The following is a 25,542-nucleotide window of genomic DNA, read 5'->3' as shown; positions in this document are numbered from 1 at the left end:
TTAAAAGGTTTTAAAAGATTATTTTTAGTATTTAAACTGCTTTTCATCCTTGATTATAAAAGGCTCTTAACTTGAATTTTTTGATATTTCCAGTATACTTTTAAATAAAGAAAACAATCATTTTTATCGAGGAAGAAAGTATGACACTATATCAAACAGTTCAAATCAATCCCCATAGTTATTACATTAATGATGAAGATTTAGATTCTTGTTATTTAATTATCGGCAGTCAAAAAGCCCTTTTAATTGATTTGGGTTTATTTAAAAAACCCATCCTACCAACAATTAGATCATTAACTAATTTACCAGTTGTTGCAGCTTGTACTCACGGACACTTAGATCATACCGGGGCTATGAAAGAGTTTGATGAGATTTATTTATCTTATTTAGATAAACAAGTTTATTTGGATAACCAAAAATTGATGCCCGATTTTCCATTGATCGATTTTAGTCAAATTAAAGATATCCAAGATCATCAGCTATTTGACATTGGTAACCATCATATCGAAGCCATCTTGCTAGCTGGACATACTCCTGGTTCGATGATTTTTTTAGATTATGAGCATCATTGTCTCTATAGTGGTGATGCTATCGGATCTGGTTGTGGTGTCTGGATGCAGCTGTATCATAGTTTGCCTATAAAAGATTATTTAGCCAATTTAGACAAAGTTATTGCCTATCTAGAAAGTAAAGGGGTTGATAATACCTGGAAATTCTGGGGTGGCCACAATCAGCAAGAAACGATGTCAAAAGTAAGTTCATATAATCAATTAGATTTAAATTTAATGAAAGACTTGTCATCTCTTTGTAAACAGTTACTTGATGGTAAAATTGAAGGGGTTGAAAATAGTGCTCCAACTTTTGATGACCAGCAAGCTTATTATGTTGCTTATCGTAAAGCAGAAATGATTTATCAAAAAAATAGTTTAAAGTGAAATCAATAATTTCACTTTTATTTATTTTAACTATAATAACGGAGGAATTTCATGAAAACTATCTGTAATCTAAATTATACCACTAATATAAAAAAACTGATTCAAACAACTATCAAACAAGCTCAAAACAACATTTTTGATACTTACTATTTGATTGTTGATGATCCTTTATTTTTTGAAGAAGCTTGTTTCAATTACATTGATACTCTATTCAATATTCAAATAATCACTTATAAACAGTTAATCACAAAATTGCTTAGTATTTATCATATCAATATTCAAGAATATAGTAAATTAGATAAAATTTTAATCATTAAATTACTAATTGAAAGCGATGATAATCTATTTAATACTCCCAATAAAATCGACTTAATTAGTGAATTATTAGATATCTATGATCTATTTTATTTAGAAGAACTTGATAAAAACGTCCTAAACAATATTCCAGCTATGTCTAAAACAAAGATGGAAACTATAATTGAACTATATTTTCAAATTAAAGAATCAAATTTAAATGATAAAGTATTCAAAGTTGCTGATTTATTGTTGGAGCAACTGGATGATCAAATTGCCAACAATCATTATTATTTCATTACTGAAAAAGTCTTAACCAAACATCATTATCATTTTGTTAAACAATTATCAAAATACAGCGATGTTATTGTTTTATTAACATGTAATAATGATGCTCGTGATTTAAATCAGCCATATCTAAGTTATCTGACTTCAGAAACCATTAATGATAATCATGATAGCGGCTATTTAAACCATTTAAACCAATATACTTTTTCTTTACAGGCACCAAAATATCCAGGAAATAATCCATTATATACGATTATTCAGACAACTCCAAAAGCAGAAATTGAAAGTGTTGTGTTAAATATTTATCGTGATTTAGTGGATAATCAAGGACATTATCATGATTATGCTATTTATTATCCTAATCAAGAATATCAAACATTACTTTTAGAAACCTTGGCTAATTTTAATATTCCCCATAACTTAACGCAAAATCGAGTCTTTAAAGAATTAGAAGCCTGTTTATTATTGCTTAAATATCAATTAAATCACCAAAATGATGATTTGATTGATTTAATTGATACTAAAGTTCTTAAAAAATACAGTGATTATAATTTTGTTGATAAAATTAAAAAAATCTATATTGAAACTAAAAGAATTCCTGATTCGTTTAATAATTATTGTTTTGATAATTGTCGTAGTTTAACTGATTTTTCTAAAGTGATGATTGATTTTATTAATCAAGAAATGATAACTAATGAAAATTCTTTACTGCTAATAAATTTCTTTAAAGATCTAACTAGTGATCAAAGTTTTACTTTAAATGACTTTAATTTATTAGTTAATCAATTAAAACCGCAATTAAAAGAAGATAAAATCCTATACCAAGATCATATATACTTATTAAATTATCATCAGCCTTATAGCGGAATTATCAACTGTAAGCAAATCTATTTAACTGGAGTTAATGAAACCGTTGTTCCTGAACAATTTAAAGATACGGGAATATTATTAGATCATGATTATCAATGTTTGAAATTACCTGATTTAAACTTTAAAATTGCTGTCAACCAAAATAATATTCTAAAGGTTTTAAACAGCAATGATAATTTTGTTGTTATCAGTTTTGCTAATGGCACCATTGATGGACAACCGCTATTAAAATCATCATTATATACCCAATTAAAACAGCTGTTTGATATTAAAAATCTTGATATATCCAAAGATTATCTTCATGCCAGCTTACTTAAAAATCTGTATTTAAAAGGTGGTCAAACTACTCAAAAAGAAGCGATAAATCAAATGATTGCTTATTATAAACAAAATAAAAATCAGCCAGTTACTTTATCAGTTCCTTTATTTTCTAACTATCTATCAGCTAGTAAATTAGAAACATATAATGGCTGTCCTTATAAGTATTATCATCAATACGGCTTAAAAATATATCCATTTAAACAAGTAATCTTTCAAACCAACGAAATCGGTTCGATCGTTCATTATGTCTTAGAACAAAGCAAAGATTTGTTCAGTCAAAAAGAATTAGATCTTAATAATTTAAAAACGATGATTCACCAGACAATCAATCAATATCTAAGTGACAATCAATTATTAGACCGTCTAACCAACTATAATAATCATTATATTATTAGAATGATCAGTCAAGATTTGATTAATACGATCATTGTTTTAAACCAGCAATTACAGGCATCTGATTTTAATATTATTGAAAGTGAATTAGAAATCAACCGTCAATATCCAGATTTTAAATTTACCGGAATCGTTGATCGCGTTGATCAATATGAAAATTATTTGAAAATCATTGACTATAAATCCAGCAACAAAGATTTAGATATTTCACTGGCTATTCAAGGTTTTAATATTCAAATGCTGCTATATTTAGATACTTTAGCCAGTAAATATCAATTAGATTTAGGAGCTTTATTATACTTTAATACTAAAAGAAGAATTTTAAGCAGTACTAAAAAAATTAATGAAGCAGAATTAAGCGAAAACTATTTTAAACAATATCGAATGAATGGTTATGTTAATGAAAAAATCGTAACTAACATCGATAATGATTTTGATACAAGTTCTAATATTATCAAAGCTCGTTATGTCAAAAAGGATGATAGTTATAAAGGTAATATTTTAAGTAGTTTTGCTTTAAAGCGATTAATTGACTATGTCACTGGTCATATTGAAACACTTTACCAGCAACTTGAAAGTGGTAATATTGCCATTGCCCCTAAAGGCAGCAATGATCCAGCTATTTTTACCAAGGTCAATCCTTGTACATATTGTAACTATCGTGCTATTTGTAATTTTGATGTATTTTATAATGAATATACATTAGTAAATGACGAAAATTTAGAATACTTAATTAAGGAAGGTGAAGAAAATGCCGGTTAGTTCGTTAAATAGTGGCCAACAAGAAGCAGTAGAAACTCGTAATTGTTCCATTTTAGTTTCAGCTCCTGCTGGTTCTGGAAAAACAAAAATCTTAGTTAACCGTATCATGTCACTAATTGAAGATGATGGTTATAATGTTGATTCCCTGTTAGTTTTAACCTTTACTAATGCTGCAGCCTTAGAAATGAAACAGCGCTTAGAGGCCACTTTACAACAACGTTTACAAGAAGATATTTCGACTGAATTAAAAGACCACTTACTTAAACAAAAACAGTTATTACCGAAAGCTTATATTACAAACTTCCATGGATTTTGTAGTACTTTGTTAAAACAATACGGATACTTAATTAATTTAAATAGTAATTTTGAAATTTGTAGTGATCCGACTTTAATCAAGCATCAAGTTTTAGATCAATGTTTAGCTAAATGGTGTCAAGATGATCAGTTTAATGACTTTGTTGGTACCTACTTTGCGGATTATTATTTTCAAAAATTTAAAGGCGCAATCTTTAAATTTGAAAACTTAAGCAATACTATTTATAATTTCGACCAGTATCTTGAAGAAATCAAAACTAATATTTACCAGCATATCCTAACTGATCAGTCATATCAAACCTGGCCTATTACCCCACAGGTCATTAAATTATTAAAGCAACAGGCAATCATGGGATTAAATAAAGTTTATGAGTTAGCTAACTATGCTGCTACCCATCAATTAAGTTTTTATTATCAAAATCCATTTGATGATAATCCTAAAAAAGCTAATTTACCATCACCATATGATGCGCATTTAAAATATTATTTTGATTTACTAAAAGCACTTGACAATAATGACATTGAACAAATCATTTTTGCCAGTAAAGCTAAATTAATCAAAAGCTATGATAGTCGTGGGTTATTTAATGAAAATAATGAAGAATACAAAGCTGAATATAATCGTCGAAAAAATAACATCGTCAAGTTTTATCAAAGCAAGTTTAATGATTTAGTTTATGATGATCTTGAAGAATTTAAACAGGTTTTACAAACGTCCTTGGAACCAATTGAACAGCTGGTAACTTATTTAAATGAATTCAAAGCAGCCTATAAACAATATAAACAAGCTAATAACATTTTAGACTTCAATGATCTAGAAGCCTATGCGTTAGAACTTTTAGAGCCCCAATACCAGGTAGTTGACTTGCTCTATCATCAGTTAAAAGAAATTATGATTGATGAATATCAAGATACTAATCAGATTCAAGAAACTTTAATTAATAAAATTGCTAATTATCAAGAGCCAAAGATCAATCGCTTTATGGTTGGTGATATGAAACAATCGATCTATCGTTTCCGTGAAGCTGATCCCGAAATCTTTAATCAAAAATATTTAACTTTCAATCAGCTACCAGGTACAAAGCGAATCGATTTACGCTATAATTATCGTTCCAACAAGATTGTCTTAGATAGCGTCAACTATATTTTCAATCAAATTATGGACAAAGATATTGGCGGTTTGGATTATTATTTAGATGACAGTGCTAAGTTAAATTATGATTATTTACGAAAAGAAGGCGCTAAGGAAATCGAAGAAAAAGAAATGGTTACTAAAAAGGCTAATCAGCGCATTGAATCACAAAATCAATTTACTAGTGAAATTTTATTATCATATCAAACTGGTAGTAATAATACTGATGCTGAAATCGAAGCCAAGATGGTTGCCAAACGAATTCAGGATATCGTTGGTAAGCTGGAATTAGAAAATTATGATCATAGTTTACGTTTAACGAATTATCGTGATATTGTTGTCTTGATGCGTAATACCCGTAGCTTTATTGCTTTTAAAAAGATCTTTAATCGTTATGCTATTCCTAGTCATATTGTTTTATCGCAGGGATTTTTACAGGAAATTGAAATTATTGATTTAATTCATGTCTTAAAAGCTTTTAATAATCATTTAGATGATATTGCAATGACTAGTTTAATGATGGGTAATTATTTGATCAGTAATTTTGATGAAAATCTTATGGCCAGTATCCGTCAAGATGATAGTATTTCAATTTATGATAATATTATCAATTATATTGCAGCAAAAGGAACTGATTTTCAAAGATTACAAGCTTTTTTAGATTATTATCAGCAAATGCGTGAATATTTTAATACTCATACTGTAAAAGAGGGACTGTTAAAATTTTTAGACGACAGCCAATATTTACCATTTTTAGCTTCTTTGATCAACGGCGGACAAAGAGTGGCTAACGTGGAGCTGTTTATTCAAAAATTAGAAGAACAAAAAGATGAATCATTAAATAAAATCACAACCAGCTTTACTAATTTGTTAGATAATGGTATAGGCATGTCACCAGCAACAGTTTCCAGCCATGATGATAATGTCGTTTCGTTTATGACCATTCATAAATCCAAAGGATTAGAATTCCCTATTGTTTTTGTCTCTAATCTGCATAATAAATTTAACCAGCAAGATGCCAGAGAACAAATTATCAGTGATAAACAGTTAGGTATTGCCATGAAGCCAAGAATTAAAACTGATCTAGAGCCATATCATGATGCTATTATTGAATATGATAATAAATATCGTAAAATTATTGGCAACTACCAAACCAATGAAGCAATTAATGAAGAAATGCGTATTTTCTATGTGGCATTAACTCGAGCTTCGCAAAAATTAATTTTAACCGGATTAATTAAAGATGTTAATGATCTGGCTCGATGGCAAGATTATGTAATAAATAATGGAACTGATTTTATCAAAAATCCTCGTGATCAAGATAAAGTAATCCTATATCATAATGCCCGTCGTCAAAACAGTTATCTTGACTGGCTGATGATAGCTATCATGTCCCATGATGATATCATTGCTCAAGGAATTAATAAAACCTTATTAGATGATAACTATGATGATGAAACAGTTGACTTGATCAAACATAATTTTCAAACTATCATGATTCATCAAAACAAACAGTTAATCCAAGATAACACTAAACATAGTCGTTTTTCTATTAATATTTTTAGTCACGATGATATCGATCAGCAAATCATCATCACCAATGATGATGAAACCAAAGTTGATCTAGCATTATATGACCATTATCAAAACTATCATTATCCTTTTGATAATCCTGGAGATAAAACTATTGCCGTTACTAAAAAAATAGCTGACGGTGATCGCGAGTTCATCCCAGCAAGCTATGATTTAAATGATGAAAATATCGAAGCTTCTTCAAGGGGTACGATAATTCATAGTTTTTTAGAACAATTAAATATTAGTAATGATCTTGATCTATCTAAAGAAATACAACGCATCAAAAGCTATCAACTTTTTGATAACCAGGCTTGGCAGGTTATTGAACGTTATTTGCCACATATTGAAAAATTTATAACTAGCGATGTATTTACCTTAATGGCTAATAGTTTACATCTTTATAAAGAAAAAGAGTTTTCAATGCTTGAAGACGGTCAGATCATTCATGGAATTTTCGATGCTGTTTGTATTAACGAAGATAAAATAACCGTGATTGATTATAAAACTGATCGGTTGAAAGCTAATGTTGATGAAGCAACTTTAATCAGTTTACATCAGATGCAATTAGAATATTACAAAAAAATCTTAGCTCGAGTTTTTCCTCAAACTAAGATTGAAGCTTTAGTATATTATTTATATATTGACCGTTATGTCATCTTTTAAAAATAAACCTGGTTCACCAGGTTTATTATTTTACGATAATATCTTGAATATTTGATAAAATAATCCGTGATTTACCATCAGGATCAACCTGCTTTTCAATATCGACACCCTCTAGATAATCTTCGACATTTAATTCGATTACGCGATCATCATCTAAAACCAGTTTACAACGTGACATCCGTTCTAAAGAAATTGGAACATTAATGATTTCATCATCTTCTTCAATTCCCATATCTTTCATATTAACTTCTACTTCTTCACTGGCATTATAATCATCACCCATAACTTTTTTAGCTACTTCCATTGGTTTAACTGGACGATGAGATTTAACTAGATCTACTAGTTCTTTTTTAACTAATGGTAATGGATCGCCATCAACAACATTATATTGACTATCAACTTTTTTAACTACTTTATTGATGATACTCATTTTTTGTTTATCGGTTAACTTTGGTTCACCTTTGATATATTGTTCATTCAAATAATATCCAGGTTTTCCATCAATCATAAATCGTTTTTCAATGATAGAAATAACTTTTTCTTCGACATTAATAATAATTGCTTCTTCAACTGCTGATGTTTTATTTGGCAAAATTTGTTGATTGACAAAACGAATGCTTTGTTTTCCATCAATTTCTTCAATTACGCTCATTGGCATCATTTTATAGTTTAATTTAATTATTAAAATATATTTGACCCCATTTAGTTTTAATTCTACAAACATCAAATTAGCATTAGGCATTTCTTCAATTTTTTTACATAAGTCAAATAAATCCTGAGTTATTTTAATTGATTCTTCTTTAAAAGCTTCATCGCTTTCTAACATTTTAGTAGCTGCCGTAATTAAATGATGTTCACTTCCAACTACCAATTCTTTGATCCCGGTATTACTAAAGCATTTTTGAATTTTTTTATCGTAATATTCAGTTGTTCCTTCAACTAGATTAATAAAGGTATCCGAATAGATAACTTTACTATGTTCTAAATCTAGCATGTGGATTAATATTTTATCAATTATAATTGTATTATTCACTTTCATCACCAACAAAAGTATATCATATTTTTTTTAATTACGATATAATTATCTTGGTGATTGAAATGAAAATAATTGTAGCTCCGGCTAAAACAATGAAACCTAAATTAAATGCTGTTAAACCAACAGAGTTACTATTTGAATCAAAAACTGATAAATTACATCAATATTTAAGTAAATTTTCAATTGAAGAGTTACATGACTTAATGAAAATATCTTTTAAATTATCCAGTCAAGTTTATGATTATTATCATGACGATAATCCTTTGATGACCCCGGCATTATATTGTTATCAGGGAACTGTTTTTAAACAGCTCTCATTAAACAGTTATCAAAAAGATGACTTTGACTACCTGGACGAGCATTTAGCAATCCTATCAGCTTATTATGGGGTTTTAAAATATCATACGGGTATCTATCCTTATCGTTTAGATATGACGATGAAACTAGATTTTGATTTATATTCATTCTGGCATGATCCAGTTAAAGAGTATTTTTCTAATGATGACTACATCATTTCCTTAGCTTCAAAAGAATTTAATAAAATGGTTGAACATCCTAATATTATTAACATTGATTTTGTCGAAAGAAAAAGTGATCGTCTAGTTCGTAATTCGATGCGTGTTAAACAAGCTCGTGGCAAGATGTTAGAGGCAATGGTCAAACAAAAGATTACTACTTTCGAACAGTTAAAAGCCTTAATTGTTGATGATTATATTTACCAAGAAGAACTTTCAACTAAAAATAATTTAGTATTTCTTCGTGATAGTTTAAAAGTTTATCAAAAATTATAACCAGATCGATCGATCTGGTTATTTTTGTAAATATTTTTTTAAAAAACTGATTAGTCGTTTCATTTGTTCATCAGTTCCAATACTAATTCGTAAATACTCTTCGATTCGTGGTTGATTCCAGTGACGAACAATAATACCAACTTTTCTTAACGCTAAAAACAATTCTTCTCCAGAAATATCGGGATGTTTGACAAAGACAAAGTTAGCATAACTATCAGGGACGATAAAACCTAACTGTTTTAATTTCTCTTTGACCCACTCTCTAGTTTTAATTACTTTAGCACATTTAGTTTTTGTATCTTGATCATCTAAGATACTCGCTAAGCAAACCTGTTGTGCCAGATAATCAATTGGGTAAGAATTAAAAGAGTTTTTAACATCATAAAGATGTTTGATAGCTTCTTTACTTCCTAGAGCAATTCCTAAACGAATTCCAGCTAATGAGCGTGATTTTGAATATGTTTGAGTGACGATAAGGTTATCATATTTATTAATTAAAGGTACACAGCTGGTTCCGCCAAAATCAATATAAGCCTCATCAATAACAACAATACTATCTTGGTTGTTTTGTAAAATTGTTTCAATAAATTCTAAATCAACTAATAAACCGGTTGGAGCATTGGGATTAGGAAAAATAATACCACTATTAGGTTGATTAAAAGCCGCTAAATTAATTTTAAAATCAGCATCTAAAGGAATCTGTTGATATTTCATCTGATATAAATCACAGTAAACCGGATAGAATGAATAAGTTATATCCGGAAATAAAACCGGATCAGTTCCATTAAAAAACGTTAAAAAAGTTAACGCTAAAACCTCATCAGAACCATTTCCTAGAAAAACCTGATCTTCATTTAGATGATAATAATTAGCTAAAGCTTTTTTTAAATCATCGGCATCACTGCTTGGATATAATCTTAGTTTATCGATATCAATATTTTTTAAAACTTCCTTAATTGTTTCACTTGGTCCATATGGATTTTCATTCGTGTTCAATTTAATCATGTCCACGATTTTAGGCTGTTCCCCCGCTACATATGGCTCAACTGGTCGTAATTTATCTTGCCAGCTCATCTTTATTTCCCCCTTCTAGTATCTTGGTAATTAACTTTGCAACATTGGTTACTTGAACATTAGCATATTTAGCTATTTCGTTGTTGACATGATTAAAAGTACAGCCGTAATCAACATATTCAAACATACTAATATCATTATATGAATCACCAATGGCATAACTAATCATCTTTTCGGCCAGTAAGTCTAATAATTTTTTAATTCCAGTACCTTTACTACAATTTCCTGGTGTAATATCTAAATAAAAATTATTTAATGTTCCTTGAACATCATATCTATAATTTTCTTTTAGAAATGCCTGAATTTTTAATAAATCATCGATTTGCTGGTCATCTTGATGTAAAGCAATTATATCAAATTCCTTGATCTTAGAATATGTTTTTTTAAAATCATCATCATTAGTTATCATTAATTTACCATGATCATCATATTTATAAGTATTACCTTGAAAATAGGCTAGAGTCTTTTTACCATCATAAAAATAAATCCACAAGTTTGCAAATTGTAAACAATGATCAATGATTTCAATCCCAATATCACGAGCAATAACTTTTTTAAATAATTCATTCCCACTTTGATCAACTATTTGGGCCCCATTATTTAAAATCAAATAGTCATAATAAAAATTGAATTGTTTAATGGCATTTTGAGCTTCTTGAAAATTGCGTCCAGTATTAAAGACAACAAGATTACCCATTTGACTAAACTTATCTAATAGTAATTTATCATCTTGATTAATTAACTGATCACCATCAATCACCGTACCATCCATATCACTAAATAAAATCTTCTTCATGGTCCCTCCCAGTTTTTAAACTAAATCTTCAAATAACTGATATAATCTTTGATTATTTTTATTATCTTCATTTAGGGCTGTTTCAATTTCTTTAGCTACAATATGGCCATCTTCTAAACAAACACATTTACCATTTTCACCTTCTTCAATTAGTGAAATAGCTTTATTAGCCATTCTAGATGCTAAAATTCGATCCTCAGGTACCGGTGAACCACCACGTTGAATATGCCCTAAAACTATCGAACGTCCTGAAAAACCAGTTTGATCACTAATTCGCTTAGCTAATTTTTCCACGTCAAAAATTCGTTCACTGGCAATAACTATTGCATGACGTTTATGGTAAACTTCCTCATTTTTTATTAATTCATTAATAATATAATCTTCATCATATCCGGTTTTTTTAGTAATAACTAATTCGCTGCCACAGGCAATCGCTGAATATAAAGCAAGATTATCAGCATTATTTCCCATTACTTCAACAACAAAACAACGATGATGACTACTTGAAGTATCCCGAAGCTTATTAACCGCATCAATAATATTATACAAAGCGGTATGGAAACCAATGGTTTCATCGGTCCCATTAATATCATTATCAATTGTTCCTGGAATGGCAATACAATTAATGCCTTTTTTTGATAATGCTAAAGCTCCACGATAGCTACCATCGCCACCAATTACAACTAAATTTTCTATTTTATATTTTTGTAACTGAGCAATCGCCTGTTCTTGAACCCAATCTTCAATAAATTCTGGCAGTCTTGATGACTCCAAAATCGTACCCCCTCGAGCTAAGATTTCTGAAACATCACTATACCCTAATTTTTTTATTTTTCCTTGTACTAGTCCTTGATAACCTTCATAAACTCCATAAACTTCAAACCCGTGTTTAATTCCTACCCGGACGATAGCCCGAATAGCGCCATTCATCCCTGGAGCATCACCACCTGAAGTTAAAACTGCAATTCTTGGCATTTTTTCACTCCTTTATTCTTTGATCTAACCACTCTTTTACAAACGCTAGTTGTGTTTCACTATGAAAATAGTGTTCACCATCTTTCATAACTGTCAATTGTCCTTGAAATTGGTGACAAAAATCATTAATATCTGCAAATGATACCGTATCATCATTTTCACCATATAATACCGCTGTTAAACTTTTCCATTTAGAAACCGGATGTTCTTTGACAAAACTATAATAATCATAATATAAAGTCTCATCGATCGGTAAACTGATAATTTGTTTTTCTTTTAACGTTTCTTCACTGATGTTAAACCATCTCATCATATTATCTAAAATAGCTAACATATTAACAACCGGCGATACAAATATAACCTGTTTAAAAATAATCTCTGGATAAGCCATCAAACTAAAATAAGCACCTAAACTGCAACCAAATAGACTAATGGTCCGATAGTTTTTTAAAGCATAATTAAAAATATTTTTTAATTCAATAATACAGTTTTGAACCTTGCATTGTGTTGCTTCTTCTTTTCGTTGTCCATGCTCTGGCAGATCAAAACTAATAACTTGATAACCCTTTTTATCAGCCAAGGTGGCTAAAAGTTCTATTATTGAATCTTCTTTATTTGATTTATTGCCATGAACTGCAATGAATACTTGATCACTTTCATGGCCCCAAATGATTGCTGGAATACCGGCAATCATTATTTTCCTTTTTTCCATAAATTCACCTACTTTTTATCTATGATTATAACATGTTTAACCAAAATATTAAATCTAATTACCGTTATCTCTTATTTTCTTTAAAGAAACTTTTGTGTTAAATAAACGGTTAATTAACACCTATTGTATACATTATTTAATTTTTTAGTCTATTTTGTGTACTTTTTAATAAAATTAACTTTATTAACCTATAATACAAAAGAGGTGAAAACAATGTCTAGATTAACTGGTGAACGAATCGCATATTTACGAGATGAACATAATCTAAAACGACCAGAGTTAGCCAAGATTTTAGGAGTTAAACCTAGAACTTTAGCTGCCTATGAACAAGGAACTAGAGATCCTAGCACTAAAGTTTTAAGAGCAATGGTCGAATATTTTAATGTAACTTCTGACTATATTTTAGGTTATACTAATAAGCCTATTAATTTAGATGAAATTCGTGATCAAGAAAATACCTATGTCGATTTACCAACAACTATTCAAGTCTCTGATTATAAATGTAAGATGGTAAGAGATTTTATTGCTTTTCTAGCTCAACAAAAAGATGAACAATAATTAAATAATTCTAGACATTAAAAAAGGCACTTGATTAAGTGCCTAAACTAATTTATCCATGTTAATTTCACTACGATAAGTCAAACGGAATCGATAATCTTGTTCATATCCAAGGATTCGCATTGCTACCTTAGTTTCATCTTGACTTTCATTTACCCCTAAACCATAGTTACCTAAACTTTGATTATTAATACTTCCTTCTAAACCATTAAACTCTTCGCCAACTTGATTAAAGCAACTAAATTCAGTTTCATCAGTGAATAAAGTAACTATTTCCTTGGCTAGCAGACAGCTTTGATCATTTATCTTCATAGCCTCAAAAGTTTCAAAACCACTCATATTATCAATCAATTCAAACTCGTTAGTTTTTCCAGATAAATCATAATTTAATGAAATTTGAATATTTTCCTGATCATTAACAGTAATCTGATATGTAATATCACTATAAACATTATTTTGATTAGTAACATAGAAATTATAATCTTTATTAATTGAAACATCTTCATTATATTTTTTAGCAATTGTTTCTAAATCATTTTCCACTGCTTTAATTTTATCAACATAAGTACCACTATTAGTAACTAAATCACTAAAATCATCTAATGAATTAAACTGATATTCAATTATTTCTGATGAAGCATCAACATTGCCAAGTGGCCCTAACGTAATGGTATTTTCCGGTGTCGTTGGAGCATTCTCACCTGTTGTAACACTATCATTTAAAAAGCTTCCAAACATGATAGTAGTAAGAATTGGTGAAAAGACCAAAATCAAAGCTAAGATCATATAAATATAGTTAGGAAAAGAATTAGTTCTTTTCATGGGCTGATAGCCTTTTTCTAAACGATTACCACAATGAGGGCAAACTTTAGCGCTATCTGGGATATTCTTTTTACAATATGGACATTTCTTCATTAAATCACCTACTCATAAATATTGCTCATCCAGGTTTCAAATTCATCAATATATTCTTGTTTAGCCTGGGCGCGTTTTTCTTCATCTTCGATTTCATAGTATTCACTACTTAAATAAGTATACTCATCAATTGTTTCACCATTATTAACTAATTTTAACGTAGGTGTCCAATCAAAATCAAGTTCTTCGCGCATATTATCATAAAATGCAATTTCGTCATCACTAGCATCTTCTTGCATCGCAGCATCACGAAAAGCCTGGATATTTAAATAATAAAGATAAACTCCTTCATTTTCTTGTAAATATGCCGTCAATATTGGATAGAATTCTTGACAATCCCCACAATCAGGTCGACCAATATATAAAACAAACAAATCGTCACTGTTTAATTTTTCTTCTAATTCCTGATAATTTAGCTCATGAATTCCTGATAAACTAGTATCTTTTTGAATATGATTAATGGATGCAAACTGGCATCCACTAATCAATAATATCATTATAATGAAAGTAATTATTTTTTTCATTATTTAAGTAAAGATTGTCCATCCATTTCTTCAGGAATTTCTAATCCTAATAATTGTAACATTGTTGGTGCTAAATCACCTAATTTTCCACCTTCTTTTAATTCCAAGTGGCTGTTAGTTACAATTAATGGTACGTCATTAGTTGTATGGGCAGTAAATGGATTACCTTCTTCATCTAATAACATTTCACTGTTACCATGATCAGCAGTAATTAACATTGTCCCACCTAATTCAAAGACTTTATCATAAACAGCTCCTACACATTCATCAACAACACTTACAGCTTTGATGGCAGCTGGAATTACCCCAGTGTGTCCTACCATGTCACAGTTAGCAAAGTTTACGATAACAACATCATGAATATCTTTATCTAATTCTTCGATTAATTTATCTTTAACTTCATAAGCAGACATTTCTGGTTGTAAATCATAAGTAGCTACTTTTGGAGAATTGATCAATACTCGAGTAGCACCTTTGATTTCTTTGTCTACACCACCATCAAAGAAGAAAGTTACGTGAGCATACTTTTCAGTTTCAGCAATACGTAATTGAGTCAATCCTTTTTCAGCAATATAATCACCAAAAGTATTTGTTAATTTAGCTAATGAAAAAGCAATGCTTCCATTAACACTATCAGCATATTTCATCATGCAGACAAATGTAATATCTTTTGGTACGTTTTTGAATTCATAATCATAGAATCCATCATTAGTAATAACTGTAGATAATTGAATTGCTCTATCTGGTCTAAAGTTAGCAAAGATAATTGAATCTCCGTCTTCAACTTGTCCATCAACGCTTTTGTTGTAACCTGGTACTACGAATTCATCATATACTTCTTTTTCGTATGAATCTTTAACATATTGAACCGGATCATCAAAGTTTTCACCTTCATGATTAACAATAGCATTGAAAGCTAATTCAACACGATCAAATCTTTTATCACGGTCCATAGCATAGTATCTACCAGCTACAGTAGCAATTTCACCAACTCCGATTTCAGCGATTTTGTCAACTAATTCTTGAACAAAATCAACACCGCTATCAGGAGCAACGTCACGTCCATCTAAGAAAGCATGAACATAAACTTTTTCTAATCCTTCTTGTTTAGCTAATTTTAATAATGCATACATATGTTCATTTGATGAATGCACCCCACCATTTGATAATAATCCCCAAATATGTAATTTTTTATTATTATCTTTGGCATTTTTAATTGCTTTTAAAAATTCTTCATTTTGATAAAATGTTCCATCATTTAAAGCTTTATTAATTAAAGTTAATGATTGGTAAACAGTTCTACCAGCTCCGATGTTCATATGTCCAACTTCACTATTACCCATTTGTCCATCAGGTAAACCAACTGGCATTCCTGAAGCCTTAATTGTAGTTGTTGGATAAATAGCCATCAGGTCATCTAAATTTGGTGTATTGGCAAGTCTAACTGCATTACCATCAATTCGTTCACTTAATCCGTATCCGTCCAAGATACATAATACTATAGGTCTTTTTTTCATTTATACATCCTCCGTTATCACGTACAATTATAACTTGTTTAGGGTTAATAATCAATAAATTAAAACAACTATTGATAGTTTAATCAATAGTTGTTGTTCACTTTTTCTTTTTAGGAGAACTTAAAATATAAATCCCAAAAAAACAAAGAATTAACGGCCAATATCCTTTAATATAATATGCAATTGTACTGACAATTCCCTGAAAATCCTGGGTACGATCCATCGTTAAAATGATCCCCAGCATAATTAAGACAATTCCCGCATTCTTCCTAAAATCCATTTTAACCACCAATGATATTATAGCAATGGTCATCTAATGAATTTGTCGATTAGAGAAAGGAACGGGCAAACTGTAATAAACGATTTAATTCGATTGGCTCTTTGCCTTTTTTAGAATAAACATAAATCTTTTCATGATCATGATACTCAAATTTATTTGAATGGATGATACTGTTAATATCTCGCCGGATATCTTCATCAATATAAATAAACATATTTTCTGACATTTTTCTAAGTAAGATACAAAGTGATGCTAAGGCTAATTCTAAATCAAAGTATGAACGGATCAAATCCTTTTGAATTACTTCATCATCAAAAACTCCAACTTTCTTTTTGACTTTGTCAATATAATTCAAAACTGATTCCACGCTATTAACTTCATCTTCAAGCATATCCAGATAACATTCTTCTTTAACTGTTCTTTTGTTCATTGCGTAATTTTTCCTTATTTTTAACCATTTCTCTTAATTCCTTAGCATATAATATAAATGATAAAAACATCAAAGCACTACTTGAAAAAATCATCACCTGACTGGCAAAAGTATTTGGAATATGTAAACCAATCAATAAAATAACTACGACATAAAAATAAGCTGTAGCAATTTTTCCCCACCAGGAAGCTCCTTTTATTTTTAAACCATAATCAAATAAATACAAACCAACTAGACCAAGCATTCCATCTTTAATTACAATAATAATTAGCAAGATCCATGCTAAGGGATAACTAAATAATAACGTAATAGCAATCGTAAACTGCGTTAATTTATCAGCTATAGGATCAATCAATTTACCAAAATCTGTAATCATATTAAATTTACGGGCAATAAATCCATCTAAAAAATCACTGAGTCCTGATAAAACTAGAATTAAAGCCGCTACTAGATAATGATACTTAAATTCTGCGTAAAAATATACTAATAGAAAAACCGGTATTAAAAAGATTCGAAAATAACACAGACAGTTTGGTATATTAAAAAAATTTGTTTTATCTTTCATTTTTTCCATTTCAATCCCTCTTTTTACTTAATTATATTATACTGTCATAATAAGTCAATTAAAGTAATGTTAAAGTTGTTTTGACATGGAAACATGGGGACACCATTCATCATAATAAACATCACCATAAGAAATATAGCCTAGTTTTTGATAAAATGACATTGCCTGCTGTTGCGCTGATAATTCAGTTTTCATATAGCCCAATTCACGAGCTTTATCTTCCAATCCGATAACTATTTTAGAACCTAAATGATGTTTACGATATGGTTTTAAAACTGCAATTCTTCCTAAAATCATCGTTTGATCATCTTTAGGATACATTCTCCCAGTGGCCAGTGGTAAATTATCTTGATAAATAACTAGATGATAAGCTTTATCATCAATTTCATCAAATTCATTAGAAAAGCCCTGCTCTTCTACAAAAACTTTTTGTCGAATCATTTTTGCCGCATCAAAATCTTTTTTTCCATAATTATACTGATAATTAAATTCACTCATTAATCTTTCCCCCTATATCATTAGTCCAACGATTTAAATAATTAACAATCGTAGTATATACTTCTTCTTTATTAGTTTCATTTAAGATTTCATGTCGCATATCATCAAACAAAATTGATACGACATTTAAATATCCGCGATGTCTAAACTGATTCACTGCTTTGATAAAGCTTTCAGGATTAACTATACAAGGATCTTGACGTCCAGAAATAAATAAAACTGGTAAATCACTATTAATTCCATCTAATCGTTTACGATAAGTACGAATCATTAAATCCAATAAATTATAATAACCGTTAACAGTAAAATTAAAATTACATAATTCATCTTGGTTAAATTGATTAACAATCCGGCTATCACTACAAATCCATTCATTAGGTATAGTGAAATTACGATTATATAAACCAATTGACATTTTAGCAATCATTTGACTTCGATAGTGGTCTCCCTTGATCTTTTGCATTAATAAACAAATCAGTTTTCCTAGTTTAGCTAATCGATTATAACTAGGACTCCCACAAACAAGTAAACCATCAATCGCATGTTTATAACGATCTAAATAACACCTGACAACAAATGATCCCATCGAATGTCCCATTAAAAATAATGGCAAATCATTAAATCTGGCTTTAATCAATTGTGTTAATTGATAAGTATCTTCAATCATCACCGTAGCCCCATCTTGATAAAAATAACCTAAATCATCTTTTGATAAAACACTTTGACCATGACCACGTTGGTCATGAATAATAACAGCAAAACCAGCACCGACTAAATAATCCATAAAAGCAAAATAACGTTCTTTATGTTCACACATGCCATGAACAATTTGAACAATAGCTTTAGGTTGTTTAGGAGTAGCAATGGCCACTGATAATGGTAATTGATCAAAATTTGATTTAACTGTTAGTATCTCCATGTTACACCCCCATCGTTATTGATTAAAAGAAAAACCTGATAATCAGGTTAATCATTTTTTTGTTCAATTGTATCAAGCGTAATTACTAATTTTCTTCTTTTTAATACCTTATTAACTACTTCTTTGACCAAAGTATAAATACAAGCACTAGAAGGAACTGCGATAATTGTGCCAAACACCCCGAAAAGATTGCTGAAAATAAAGATTGATAATAATACCCAGATTCCTGGTAATCCCACCGAACTACCAACAACTCGAGGATAAATTAAATTATCTTCTATTTGCGATAAAACCTGAAAATAAATCATGAATAATAACGCAGTAATAGCATTTTCTGATAAAATCAAAACTGCCCCAACAAACATTGCTGCAATGGGACCAAAAAATGGAACAAACGAAAAAACAGCAATTATCGTAGCAATCAACTCAGGATATGGAAAACCAAATAGATGCATAGTTGTAAAATATAATACCCATAAAATACAGGCCTCTAGCAATTGACCAGTAATAAAACTAGAAAAAATGACATTAGTTTTATGCGCATATTTAAATAATGCTTTAGATATCTTATAACCAAAAATAGCTCCTATCAATTTACGAAACTGACATAAAAACTTTTCTTTGTTTCCTAGTAAATATAATGAAAAAATAAAACTAGTAAACATGACCCCAACGGTACCCAAAAAATTTGTAGCATTAGCCATCAAACCATCAGCATTTTTAGTTAAAAACTCTAAAAGTCCTCGAACGATATTTTGCCAAGGCATATTAATTAGCTCATTAACACTTTCAATATCATGAGTTCGAAAATCACTATTAAAATAAATAAATATTTTATCAATATTATCAAATATCGAATTCAATAAATTAGAAATATTACTCATAACAGAAATCAAACTTTGAATAATACTAGGAATAACAATGCTGGCAATCGTCACTAATAATACAACAAACAAAATAAGCGTAAGTAACATCGCCAAACCACGTTTCTTTTTATACCAGAAAGTATTTGGTTTATTATTTCTTTCAATAAACCCTTCAATTAACTTCATTGGCTGGTTTAAAACATAGGCAATTACAGTACCAAAAATCAAATATTCTAACAGCCCTAAAAACCGAGCAATTATATTTACAATATTTCCTAAATTAAATAATATATAAATCAGAAAAACTGTAAACCCAGCAATAATCAAACCTGGTTTAATTTGTTTTTTTAGTTCATCATCTAAATCAAATAACTTCATCTAATCACTCCTGGTTTGTTTAACTTCTTAAACGGTATTATACCACAGCCGGCTAAAAATAAAACCCCATTACCAAGGTAACAGAGTTTAAAATGCTATTCATTTTCAACTAATTCAACTAATCTTTCTACCAGTTCATAATTTACAGCATCATAATCATCACCATGATAGCCAAAATCAGCATTATTTAAATGAGTAGTAGGATCTAAAAGCCATTCTTTGCAGGAACTATGAACTTGCTGGACACCAGTAAATTTAATCAAATCTAAAACATTTTGATCGTTAATTCCACTACCAGCTAATATCTCGATACTTTTACCGTAAGCATCTTGTAAATATTTAATCATACGACGTCCTTGATAAGCTTTTTCTTGCATGCCACTGGTCAAGATTCGATCAACTCCAATAGTTATTAAAATATTTATTGATTCATCAATATCCATTACACAATCAATTGCCCGATGGAAAACAGCTGTTTTATGATAAGACTTAATAATATCAACCATTTCCCTGGTCTGTTTAATATTAATATCCCCTTCAGCCGTTAGACAACCAAATGCGATTCCATCAGCACCATTATCTAATAATATTTCAGCATCTAACTTCATTGTTTCAAACTCTTCTTCATTATAACAAAATCCCGCTCCACGAGGTCTAACCATACATATAACTTCTAAGTTAGTATTTTCTTTGACTTTCAACAATGTTGCCATTGATGGTGTCAAACCTCCCATCTGTAAAGCACTATTTAATTCAATTCTACGTGCTCCACCATTTTCAGCCTGTATAGCATCATAATAACTACCACAACACACTTCTAAAATCTTACTCATTTTTCCACCTCACCTTTTTAACCATTATAGCATTTTTTCAACCATAGTTATAATAATTTGCTTTTTAACTCAAGTGATGTTAAAATCATTAAGAATAAATTATGTCCACGTAGCTCAGCTGGATAGAGCACATGCCTCCTAAGCATGGGGTCGGAGGTTCAAATCCTCTCGTGGACGCCAGAAATTACTAACAAATAGCAGTTTTGAAGTACTAAATTACGTAATAACTTCATTTAAAACTGCTATTTTTATTAAATTTAAATCTTTGAGTATTAATATTATTACTATTATGCAAAATATCATAAATCGTTAAACTTGAATCTGACATTTAGTTATTTACATCTTAAATAAAGTTTCCAATAGATATATCATTAACTCAAAACATAGATCTACAAATTAAATTGTTAAATACAGTAACTTCTAGCTATTCGAATTCTCTAGAAGACTGATTTTTAAAAGATAACTTTAAGATGATAAACTTATTGATTAAAAATAAAACAACAGTTATTTTTCATAACCGTTGTTTTACAGCTCACTTTATCATGGGCATTGGCTAGATAATCATGGAAAGGAGCTATATACATAATGATATCGTTAATCTGTTAAATATTGAAGATAAGGACATTATAATCATATTTAATTATGCTGTTTAATTTTTTATATATTGATAAATAAAGCACAAATGTAATAACAATATAATCTAGCATTTTCTTCTTATATGATTAAATCAATTCCAATCATTCTATTTTCTCATAATTCTAATCGTTTAGTAGCATATTTTAATAACTGCTCATCATGAGTTACCATTACAATAGTTTTTCCATCACGATTAAGTTCTAATAGAATATTGATAATTTCTTCCTTAGTTTGTGGATCTAAACTGCCAGTCGGTTCATCGGCTAAGATTAATTCACATGGTTTTATCAATAATCTTGCTAAAGCAATTCTTTGTTGCTGGCCACCAGAACATTCATATATTTTTTTATCCTCATAACCTTCCAGTTTTACTTGTTTTAATGCTTCTTGAATTTTTTTGATTTTAGTTTTTTTCTGACCATCCATAATTATTTCTAAATTATATTTAACAGTTTCATTTTCAACTAAAGCAAAATTTTGAAACAAGTATCCAATTTTATTTTTTAATAACTTCTCGGCTTTTCTGGAAAATGGTTTTGGGATATTCTGATCAAATATTTTGATACTGCCACTGTCATATGTATCTAACATACCAATAATATTGAGCAGGGTTGATTTCCCACAACCTGATGGACCAGTAATAATGAAGAAATCTTGTTTAGCAACTTCAAAATTAATATCTTTTAATACATGATGTTTACCAAAATATTTATTTAAATCTTTTACTTCTAAGATATTTTTCATAGTCCACTTTCCCCTTTCAATATAATACTTGTATTATGTCTTTCAATTTTATGTATCATTAAATACATTACCAAAATTTCACCAATATATGTAATTGAATATAACTTAAGCAAATCAGCTATATTATTTCTTAGAATAATGCAACAAAATAGTGGTATAAAATAGCTTAATAAATTCAAAACAAAAATGTCTCCATATCGTTGTAACCGTGTTTTACCAAATAAATACTCAATTATTAACAATTTTTTAAATTCGTCGATAAAAAGATACAAAGTTTGATAAATAATACTGATATAAATGATCAGATATAAAACAAATAGAATTCCATTATCAATTAAGGTATTTTTAATATTATACATTTCCAACTCTAATTGATTTTGATTACTTTCAATTTGAGCCTTCTTATCTGTCAATTCTAATACCTGAGCAGTAATTTCTTCCCTACTTATTTTATCTAGTGGAACGGTTAAATATTGATTAGATAATAAATCAGATTTTGTAATTATATAGATGATTGGATCTTCTAATACTACTTCATAAGCAGTATTAAACGTATAATCAATATATGCCCCTGGATTTTTGATCTTGATAACCTCGATATTCTCATCAATGCCATTACTGTACTTTGAAAAATCATCTAATCGGCATTTTTCAGGTACCAACATTATATTTTCATCAATTTTGCTTAAATCTATTTCAGTTCCATCGGTCTTGTAGATAGGCCGATTAAATGAATCAATATAGTCTGTATTAGCATAAATAACTGGATATTCTAATGCTGAAGCTTGTAATTCTTCTTCATCCATATCATCACCAAATGTTTCCTGTAAAAATTCATATGTATTAGTTTCATAAGTATCAAAATCAGCATAATAACCACCATGATTAAAATAATATTCAAATACTGTATGTGAATCTGAAACTGATGGATAAAGAACACCTACTGTAGCTAGATTTTCTAGTACATCATAATATTTATTAAAGAATAAATAGAGTTTTACTTGTTTTACTGTTTGACCAGTTATATTGATAAAGCTAGTAGATACTGCAATCAAGAAAACAATTTTAACTGCCAACATGATAAATAAATTTTTGGTAGATTGTTCTGATTTTTTGATGTTATTAATTCTAAGCATTGTTTTTAATAAAAAATATATTATCAAGATGGCAAAAATATAGCCAAATCCAACCAACTTAATTATCTCAATTATTTGATTTATCAAATCTTTTTCATCAAAAACTTTCCCTGAAGTCAATAGATTTGTACCAGCTAAAATACCAAAAACAAAAATAATAAAATGAAATATAAAAGTTTTTACCAAATCTTTAGACAAGATATTAGCTAGTGAAATCCCATGAATATTTTGAATCAATATTGTTTTACGCTTTTTATAAATTAAGATTACAAAAAACAAAACATAAATTATTAATACACATAGAGTAATAATTCTTATATCCCTCATTCCATCCATCATCAAATCATTGATTGCAACTCCTGAGTATCCTTCATAAAAATTAGAAAAACTAATCTGATTTCTAAGACCTGTTGTTTCTAAAAAATCTGCAAATTCTTTTTCTAACGTTACTGGATCATCATCAAAAAAGAACAACATAAAACCATTACTATCAGCTAAAATTTCTTTACCAGTATTTAAAGTCATAATTCTAACTTGTTCATGATAAGTATCAAATAATTGATTATCAATTATTTCCAGGTAATCGGTAGCATTTTCATCATAAAAATCACTGCTGTAGTAACCTTCATCATTATTATCAAAAGATAATCCCTTTGCCTTTCTTAAAGCCAGATCTTTAATCAAATCTTCATTATTACTATATAGAATAGTATTATAGATATTTCGATCTTGTTCATCTTTATCAACTGATGTGATTACAAAGGTTCTATCGTCAAAAGATTCTTTTAATTTTTCAATAAATAAATCTGCCTGAAAATTGTCTTTAGTAACGATACTTAGTGGTACTACTGCTTTATTTTCAACAATACTGACATAATCTTGATAAGAATGATATCTAACTACCAAATTAAAATTATAGTTTTTTACCAGATAATAACTGACCGTAAGAGATAATAAAACAGCTATTATTATTAAGAATTTTTTTATTTTCATAATAAAAACTTCCATTTATAAATAAAAGGCTATATAGCCTTTTATTGTATTAAATTAACTGTGTAATGATGTACATGATAATAAGCATTATATGCTGTGCCTACATTTTGACTATGACTTCCATTTCTTCTTCCAGCATTTACACCAACAAGATATTTATAATCATTACCACTTACACCTATATAATTATTTACATGATATCTTTCGCTAGAATCACTCTAATAACATGTCATTCTTAGAGAATTACCACTACAATTTGCCTGATAATATCCATGTCCAGTTTGTTTTTTCTGTTGACAAGTAACAAATGTTTGAGCTGATACAACTGAAACGCTTAGAATCATTAATACTAAAATACCTGCAATATATTTTCTCATTCTTCTTAACATTTTTTTCACCCCTTTGTTTTTTATGAGAATCCCTTAAATATATGATATCTCAAAATATTTTATTATATCCTCCTTTCCTCAATACTTTTTTATTTTAATATTTTGAATATTTATTATTTATATTGTTTGATTAACTATCCCTTTACCAAAATTTAACATATTGTCAATAAATTCTCTACGTTTTATGCACAAAATGCAATTTTACTTCGTAGAATACTAATATTGATGTATTCTATAGGATAACATATATTCAATACCTTATAACTTTCTTTCGGTATGTAAATTGGAAGGGGGTATTAGGGGTATAAAAGTCAAGATAATTTGACCAATTTGTTGCAATTAAGTGTTCTCAGTTTTTTTAGGATTTAATTTATCTTTGATTCGATAAGATGGACCTGTGATATTAAATAAATATGAATAATGAAGAAT

At 29.2% G+C, this 25,542-nt stretch carries 23 protein-coding genes and 1 tRNA gene; 6 read left to right on the top strand and 18 right to left on the bottom strand.

Going from position 1 to position 25,542, the window contains the following annotated elements; genetic code table 11:
* Window positions 1-140 precede the first annotated feature (140 nt).
* From Q0K54_RS04200 to Q0K54_RS04190, 3 genes are read left to right on the top strand one after another with little or no spacing between them, the layout of a single operon-like run.
* On the top strand, window positions 141-935 hold the full coding sequence (locus Q0K54_RS04200) for an MBL fold metallo-hydrolase (protein WP_294578610.1): 795 nt from the start codon (window positions 141-143) through the stop codon (window positions 933-935).
* 51 nt (window positions 936-986) lie between these two features.
* Window positions 987-3,863: a PD-(D/E)XK nuclease family protein gene (locus Q0K54_RS04195; RefSeq protein ID WP_294578609.1), complete on the top strand. Its 2,877-nt coding sequence runs from the start codon at window positions 987-989 to the stop codon at window positions 3,861-3,863.
* Entirely contained in the window at window positions 3,853-7,548 is a 3,696-nt protein-coding gene (locus Q0K54_RS04190) for a UvrD-helicase domain-containing protein (protein ID WP_294578608.1), read from the top strand. The genes Q0K54_RS04195 and Q0K54_RS04190 overlap by 11 nt, the downstream gene beginning before the upstream one ends.
* 25 nt (window positions 7,549-7,573) lie before the next feature.
* On the opposite strand, the gene Q0K54_RS04185 is transcribed toward Q0K54_RS04190, so the two are convergent.
* Window positions 7,574-8,587, bottom strand: coding sequence for a nucleoid-associated protein (locus Q0K54_RS04185; protein WP_294578607.1), 1,014 nt, complete (start codon window positions 8,585-8,587; stop codon window positions 7,574-7,576).
* A 59-nt stretch (window positions 8,588-8,646) separates the two neighbouring features.
* Between Q0K54_RS04185 and Q0K54_RS04180 the strand changes: the two genes are divergently transcribed.
* Window positions 8,647-9,375 carry a YaaA family protein gene (locus Q0K54_RS04180; protein ID WP_294578606.1) on the top strand — a complete coding sequence of 243 codons (729 nt, stop codon included), beginning with the start codon at window positions 8,647-8,649 and terminating at the stop codon, window positions 9,373-9,375.
* An 18-nt stretch (window positions 9,376-9,393) separates the two neighbouring features.
* Here Q0K54_RS04180 and hisC read toward each other — a convergent pair whose 3' ends face one another.
* The 4 genes from hisC to Q0K54_RS04160 are packed head-to-tail and all read right to left on the bottom strand — an operon-like array spanning window position 9,394 to window position 12,932.
* Window positions 9,394-10,449, bottom strand: coding sequence for a histidinol-phosphate transaminase (gene hisC / locus Q0K54_RS04175; protein ID WP_294578605.1), 1,056 nt, complete (start codon window positions 10,447-10,449; stop codon window positions 9,394-9,396).
* A complete protein-coding gene (locus tag Q0K54_RS04170; protein ID WP_294578604.1) occupies window positions 10,433-11,245 on the bottom strand; it encodes an HAD-IIB family hydrolase in 813 nt (270 codons plus the stop codon). Before Q0K54_RS04170 ends, hisC begins: the two co-directional genes overlap by 17 nt.
* A 15-nt stretch (window positions 11,246-11,260) precedes the next feature.
* A complete protein-coding gene (gene pfkA / locus Q0K54_RS04165) occupies window positions 11,261-12,220 on the bottom strand; it encodes a 6-phosphofructokinase (RefSeq protein WP_294578603.1) in 960 nt (319 codons plus the stop codon).
* Window positions 12,221-12,224: 4 nt separating this feature from the next.
* The gene (locus Q0K54_RS04160; RefSeq protein WP_294578602.1) at window positions 12,225-12,932 is read right to left on the bottom strand and encodes a carboxylesterase; all 708 of its coding nucleotides are present in this window, start codon (window positions 12,930-12,932) and stop codon (window positions 12,225-12,227) included.
* 213 nt (window positions 12,933-13,145) lie between these two features.
* On the opposite strand from Q0K54_RS04160, the gene Q0K54_RS04155 reads away from it, so the two are divergent.
* Window positions 13,146-13,490 carry a helix-turn-helix domain-containing protein gene (locus Q0K54_RS04155; protein ID WP_294578601.1) on the top strand — a complete coding sequence of 115 codons (345 nt, stop codon included), beginning with the start codon at window positions 13,146-13,148 and terminating at the stop codon, window positions 13,488-13,490.
* Window positions 13,491-13,532: 42 nt separating this feature from the next.
* Here the strand turns inward: Q0K54_RS04155 and Q0K54_RS04150 are convergent, their stop codons facing one another.
* The 10 genes from Q0K54_RS04150 to Q0K54_RS04105 form a co-directional block, all read right to left on the bottom strand.
* Window positions 13,533-14,405, bottom strand: coding sequence for a zinc ribbon domain-containing protein (locus Q0K54_RS04150; protein ID WP_294578600.1), 873 nt, complete (start codon window positions 14,403-14,405; stop codon window positions 13,533-13,535).
* 8 nt (window positions 14,406-14,413) lie between these two features.
* Window positions 14,414-14,929: a thioredoxin family protein gene (locus Q0K54_RS04145; protein WP_294578599.1), complete on the bottom strand. Its 516-nt coding sequence runs from the start codon at window positions 14,927-14,929 to the stop codon at window positions 14,414-14,416.
* The gene (gene gpmI, locus Q0K54_RS04140; protein ID WP_294578598.1) at window positions 14,929-16,446 is read right to left on the bottom strand and encodes a 2,3-bisphosphoglycerate-independent phosphoglycerate mutase; all 1,518 of its coding nucleotides are present in this window, start codon (window positions 16,444-16,446) and stop codon (window positions 14,929-14,931) included. The genes Q0K54_RS04145 and gpmI overlap by 1 nt, the downstream gene beginning before the upstream one ends.
* 97 nt (window positions 16,447-16,543) lie before the next feature.
* Window positions 16,544-16,726 (bottom strand): DUF5668 domain-containing protein, encoded by a 183-nt coding sequence (locus Q0K54_RS04135; RefSeq protein WP_294578597.1) that lies wholly within the window; start codon window positions 16,724-16,726, stop codon window positions 16,544-16,546.
* Window positions 16,727-16,775: 49 nt separating this feature from the next.
* Window positions 16,776-17,156 carry a hypothetical protein gene (locus tag Q0K54_RS04130; protein WP_294578596.1) on the bottom strand — a complete coding sequence of 127 codons (381 nt, stop codon included), beginning with the start codon at window positions 17,154-17,156 and terminating at the stop codon, window positions 16,776-16,778.
* Window positions 17,137-17,730, bottom strand: coding sequence for a CDP-alcohol phosphatidyltransferase family protein (locus tag Q0K54_RS04125; protein ID WP_294578595.1), 594 nt, complete (start codon window positions 17,728-17,730; stop codon window positions 17,137-17,139). The genes Q0K54_RS04130 and Q0K54_RS04125 overlap by 20 nt, the downstream gene beginning before the upstream one ends.
* A gap of 60 nt (window positions 17,731-17,790) precedes the next feature.
* Window positions 17,791-18,219 carry a GNAT family N-acetyltransferase gene (locus tag Q0K54_RS04120; protein ID WP_294578594.1) on the bottom strand — a complete coding sequence of 143 codons (429 nt, stop codon included), beginning with the start codon at window positions 18,217-18,219 and terminating at the stop codon, window positions 17,791-17,793.
* Window positions 18,212-19,138: an alpha/beta fold hydrolase gene (locus Q0K54_RS04115; RefSeq protein WP_294578593.1), complete on the bottom strand. Its 927-nt coding sequence runs from the start codon at window positions 19,136-19,138 to the stop codon at window positions 18,212-18,214. The genes Q0K54_RS04120 and Q0K54_RS04115 overlap by 8 nt, the downstream gene beginning before the upstream one ends.
* A gap of 47 nt (window positions 19,139-19,185) precedes the next feature.
* Entirely contained in the window at window positions 19,186-20,382 is a 1,197-nt protein-coding gene (locus Q0K54_RS04110) for an AI-2E family transporter (protein ID WP_294578592.1), read from the bottom strand.
* A 95-nt stretch (window positions 20,383-20,477) separates the two neighbouring features.
* Window positions 20,478-21,215: a copper homeostasis protein CutC gene (locus tag Q0K54_RS04105; protein ID WP_294578591.1), complete on the bottom strand. Its 738-nt coding sequence runs from the start codon at window positions 21,213-21,215 to the stop codon at window positions 20,478-20,480.
* A gap of 103 nt (window positions 21,216-21,318) precedes the next feature.
* Between Q0K54_RS04105 and Q0K54_RS04100 the strand changes: the two genes are divergently transcribed.
* Window positions 21,319-21,395: transfer RNA gene (locus Q0K54_RS04100), tRNA-Arg, on the top strand.
* Window positions 21,396-21,965: 570 nt separating this feature from the next.
* On the opposite strand, the gene Q0K54_RS04095 is transcribed toward Q0K54_RS04100, so the two are convergent.
* From Q0K54_RS04095 to Q0K54_RS04085, 3 genes are all read right to left on the bottom strand, one after another.
* Window positions 21,966-22,595: an ABC transporter ATP-binding protein gene (locus Q0K54_RS04095; RefSeq protein ID WP_294578590.1), complete on the bottom strand. Its 630-nt coding sequence runs from the start codon at window positions 22,593-22,595 to the stop codon at window positions 21,966-21,968.
* Window positions 22,592-24,724: a DUF1430 domain-containing protein gene (locus Q0K54_RS04090; RefSeq protein ID WP_294578589.1), complete on the bottom strand. Its 2,133-nt coding sequence runs from the start codon at window positions 24,722-24,724 to the stop codon at window positions 22,592-22,594. The genes Q0K54_RS04095 and Q0K54_RS04090 overlap by 4 nt, the downstream gene beginning before the upstream one ends.
* Window positions 24,725-24,942: 218 nt before the next feature.
* Complete coding sequence (locus Q0K54_RS04085; protein WP_294578588.1) at window positions 24,943-25,113, bottom strand: hypothetical protein; 171 nt, start codon at window positions 25,111-25,113, stop codon at window positions 24,943-24,945.
* Window positions 25,114-25,542: the final 429 nt, after the last annotated feature.

The sequence above is a fragment of the uncultured Thomasclavelia sp. genome, from assembly GCF_944324745.1.
GTDB lineage: Bacteria > Bacillota_I > Bacilli_A > Erysipelotrichales > Coprobacillaceae > Thomasclavelia.
Note: the sequence above shows the minus strand (reverse complement) of the source record. Positions and strands in the feature narration are given on the sequence as shown.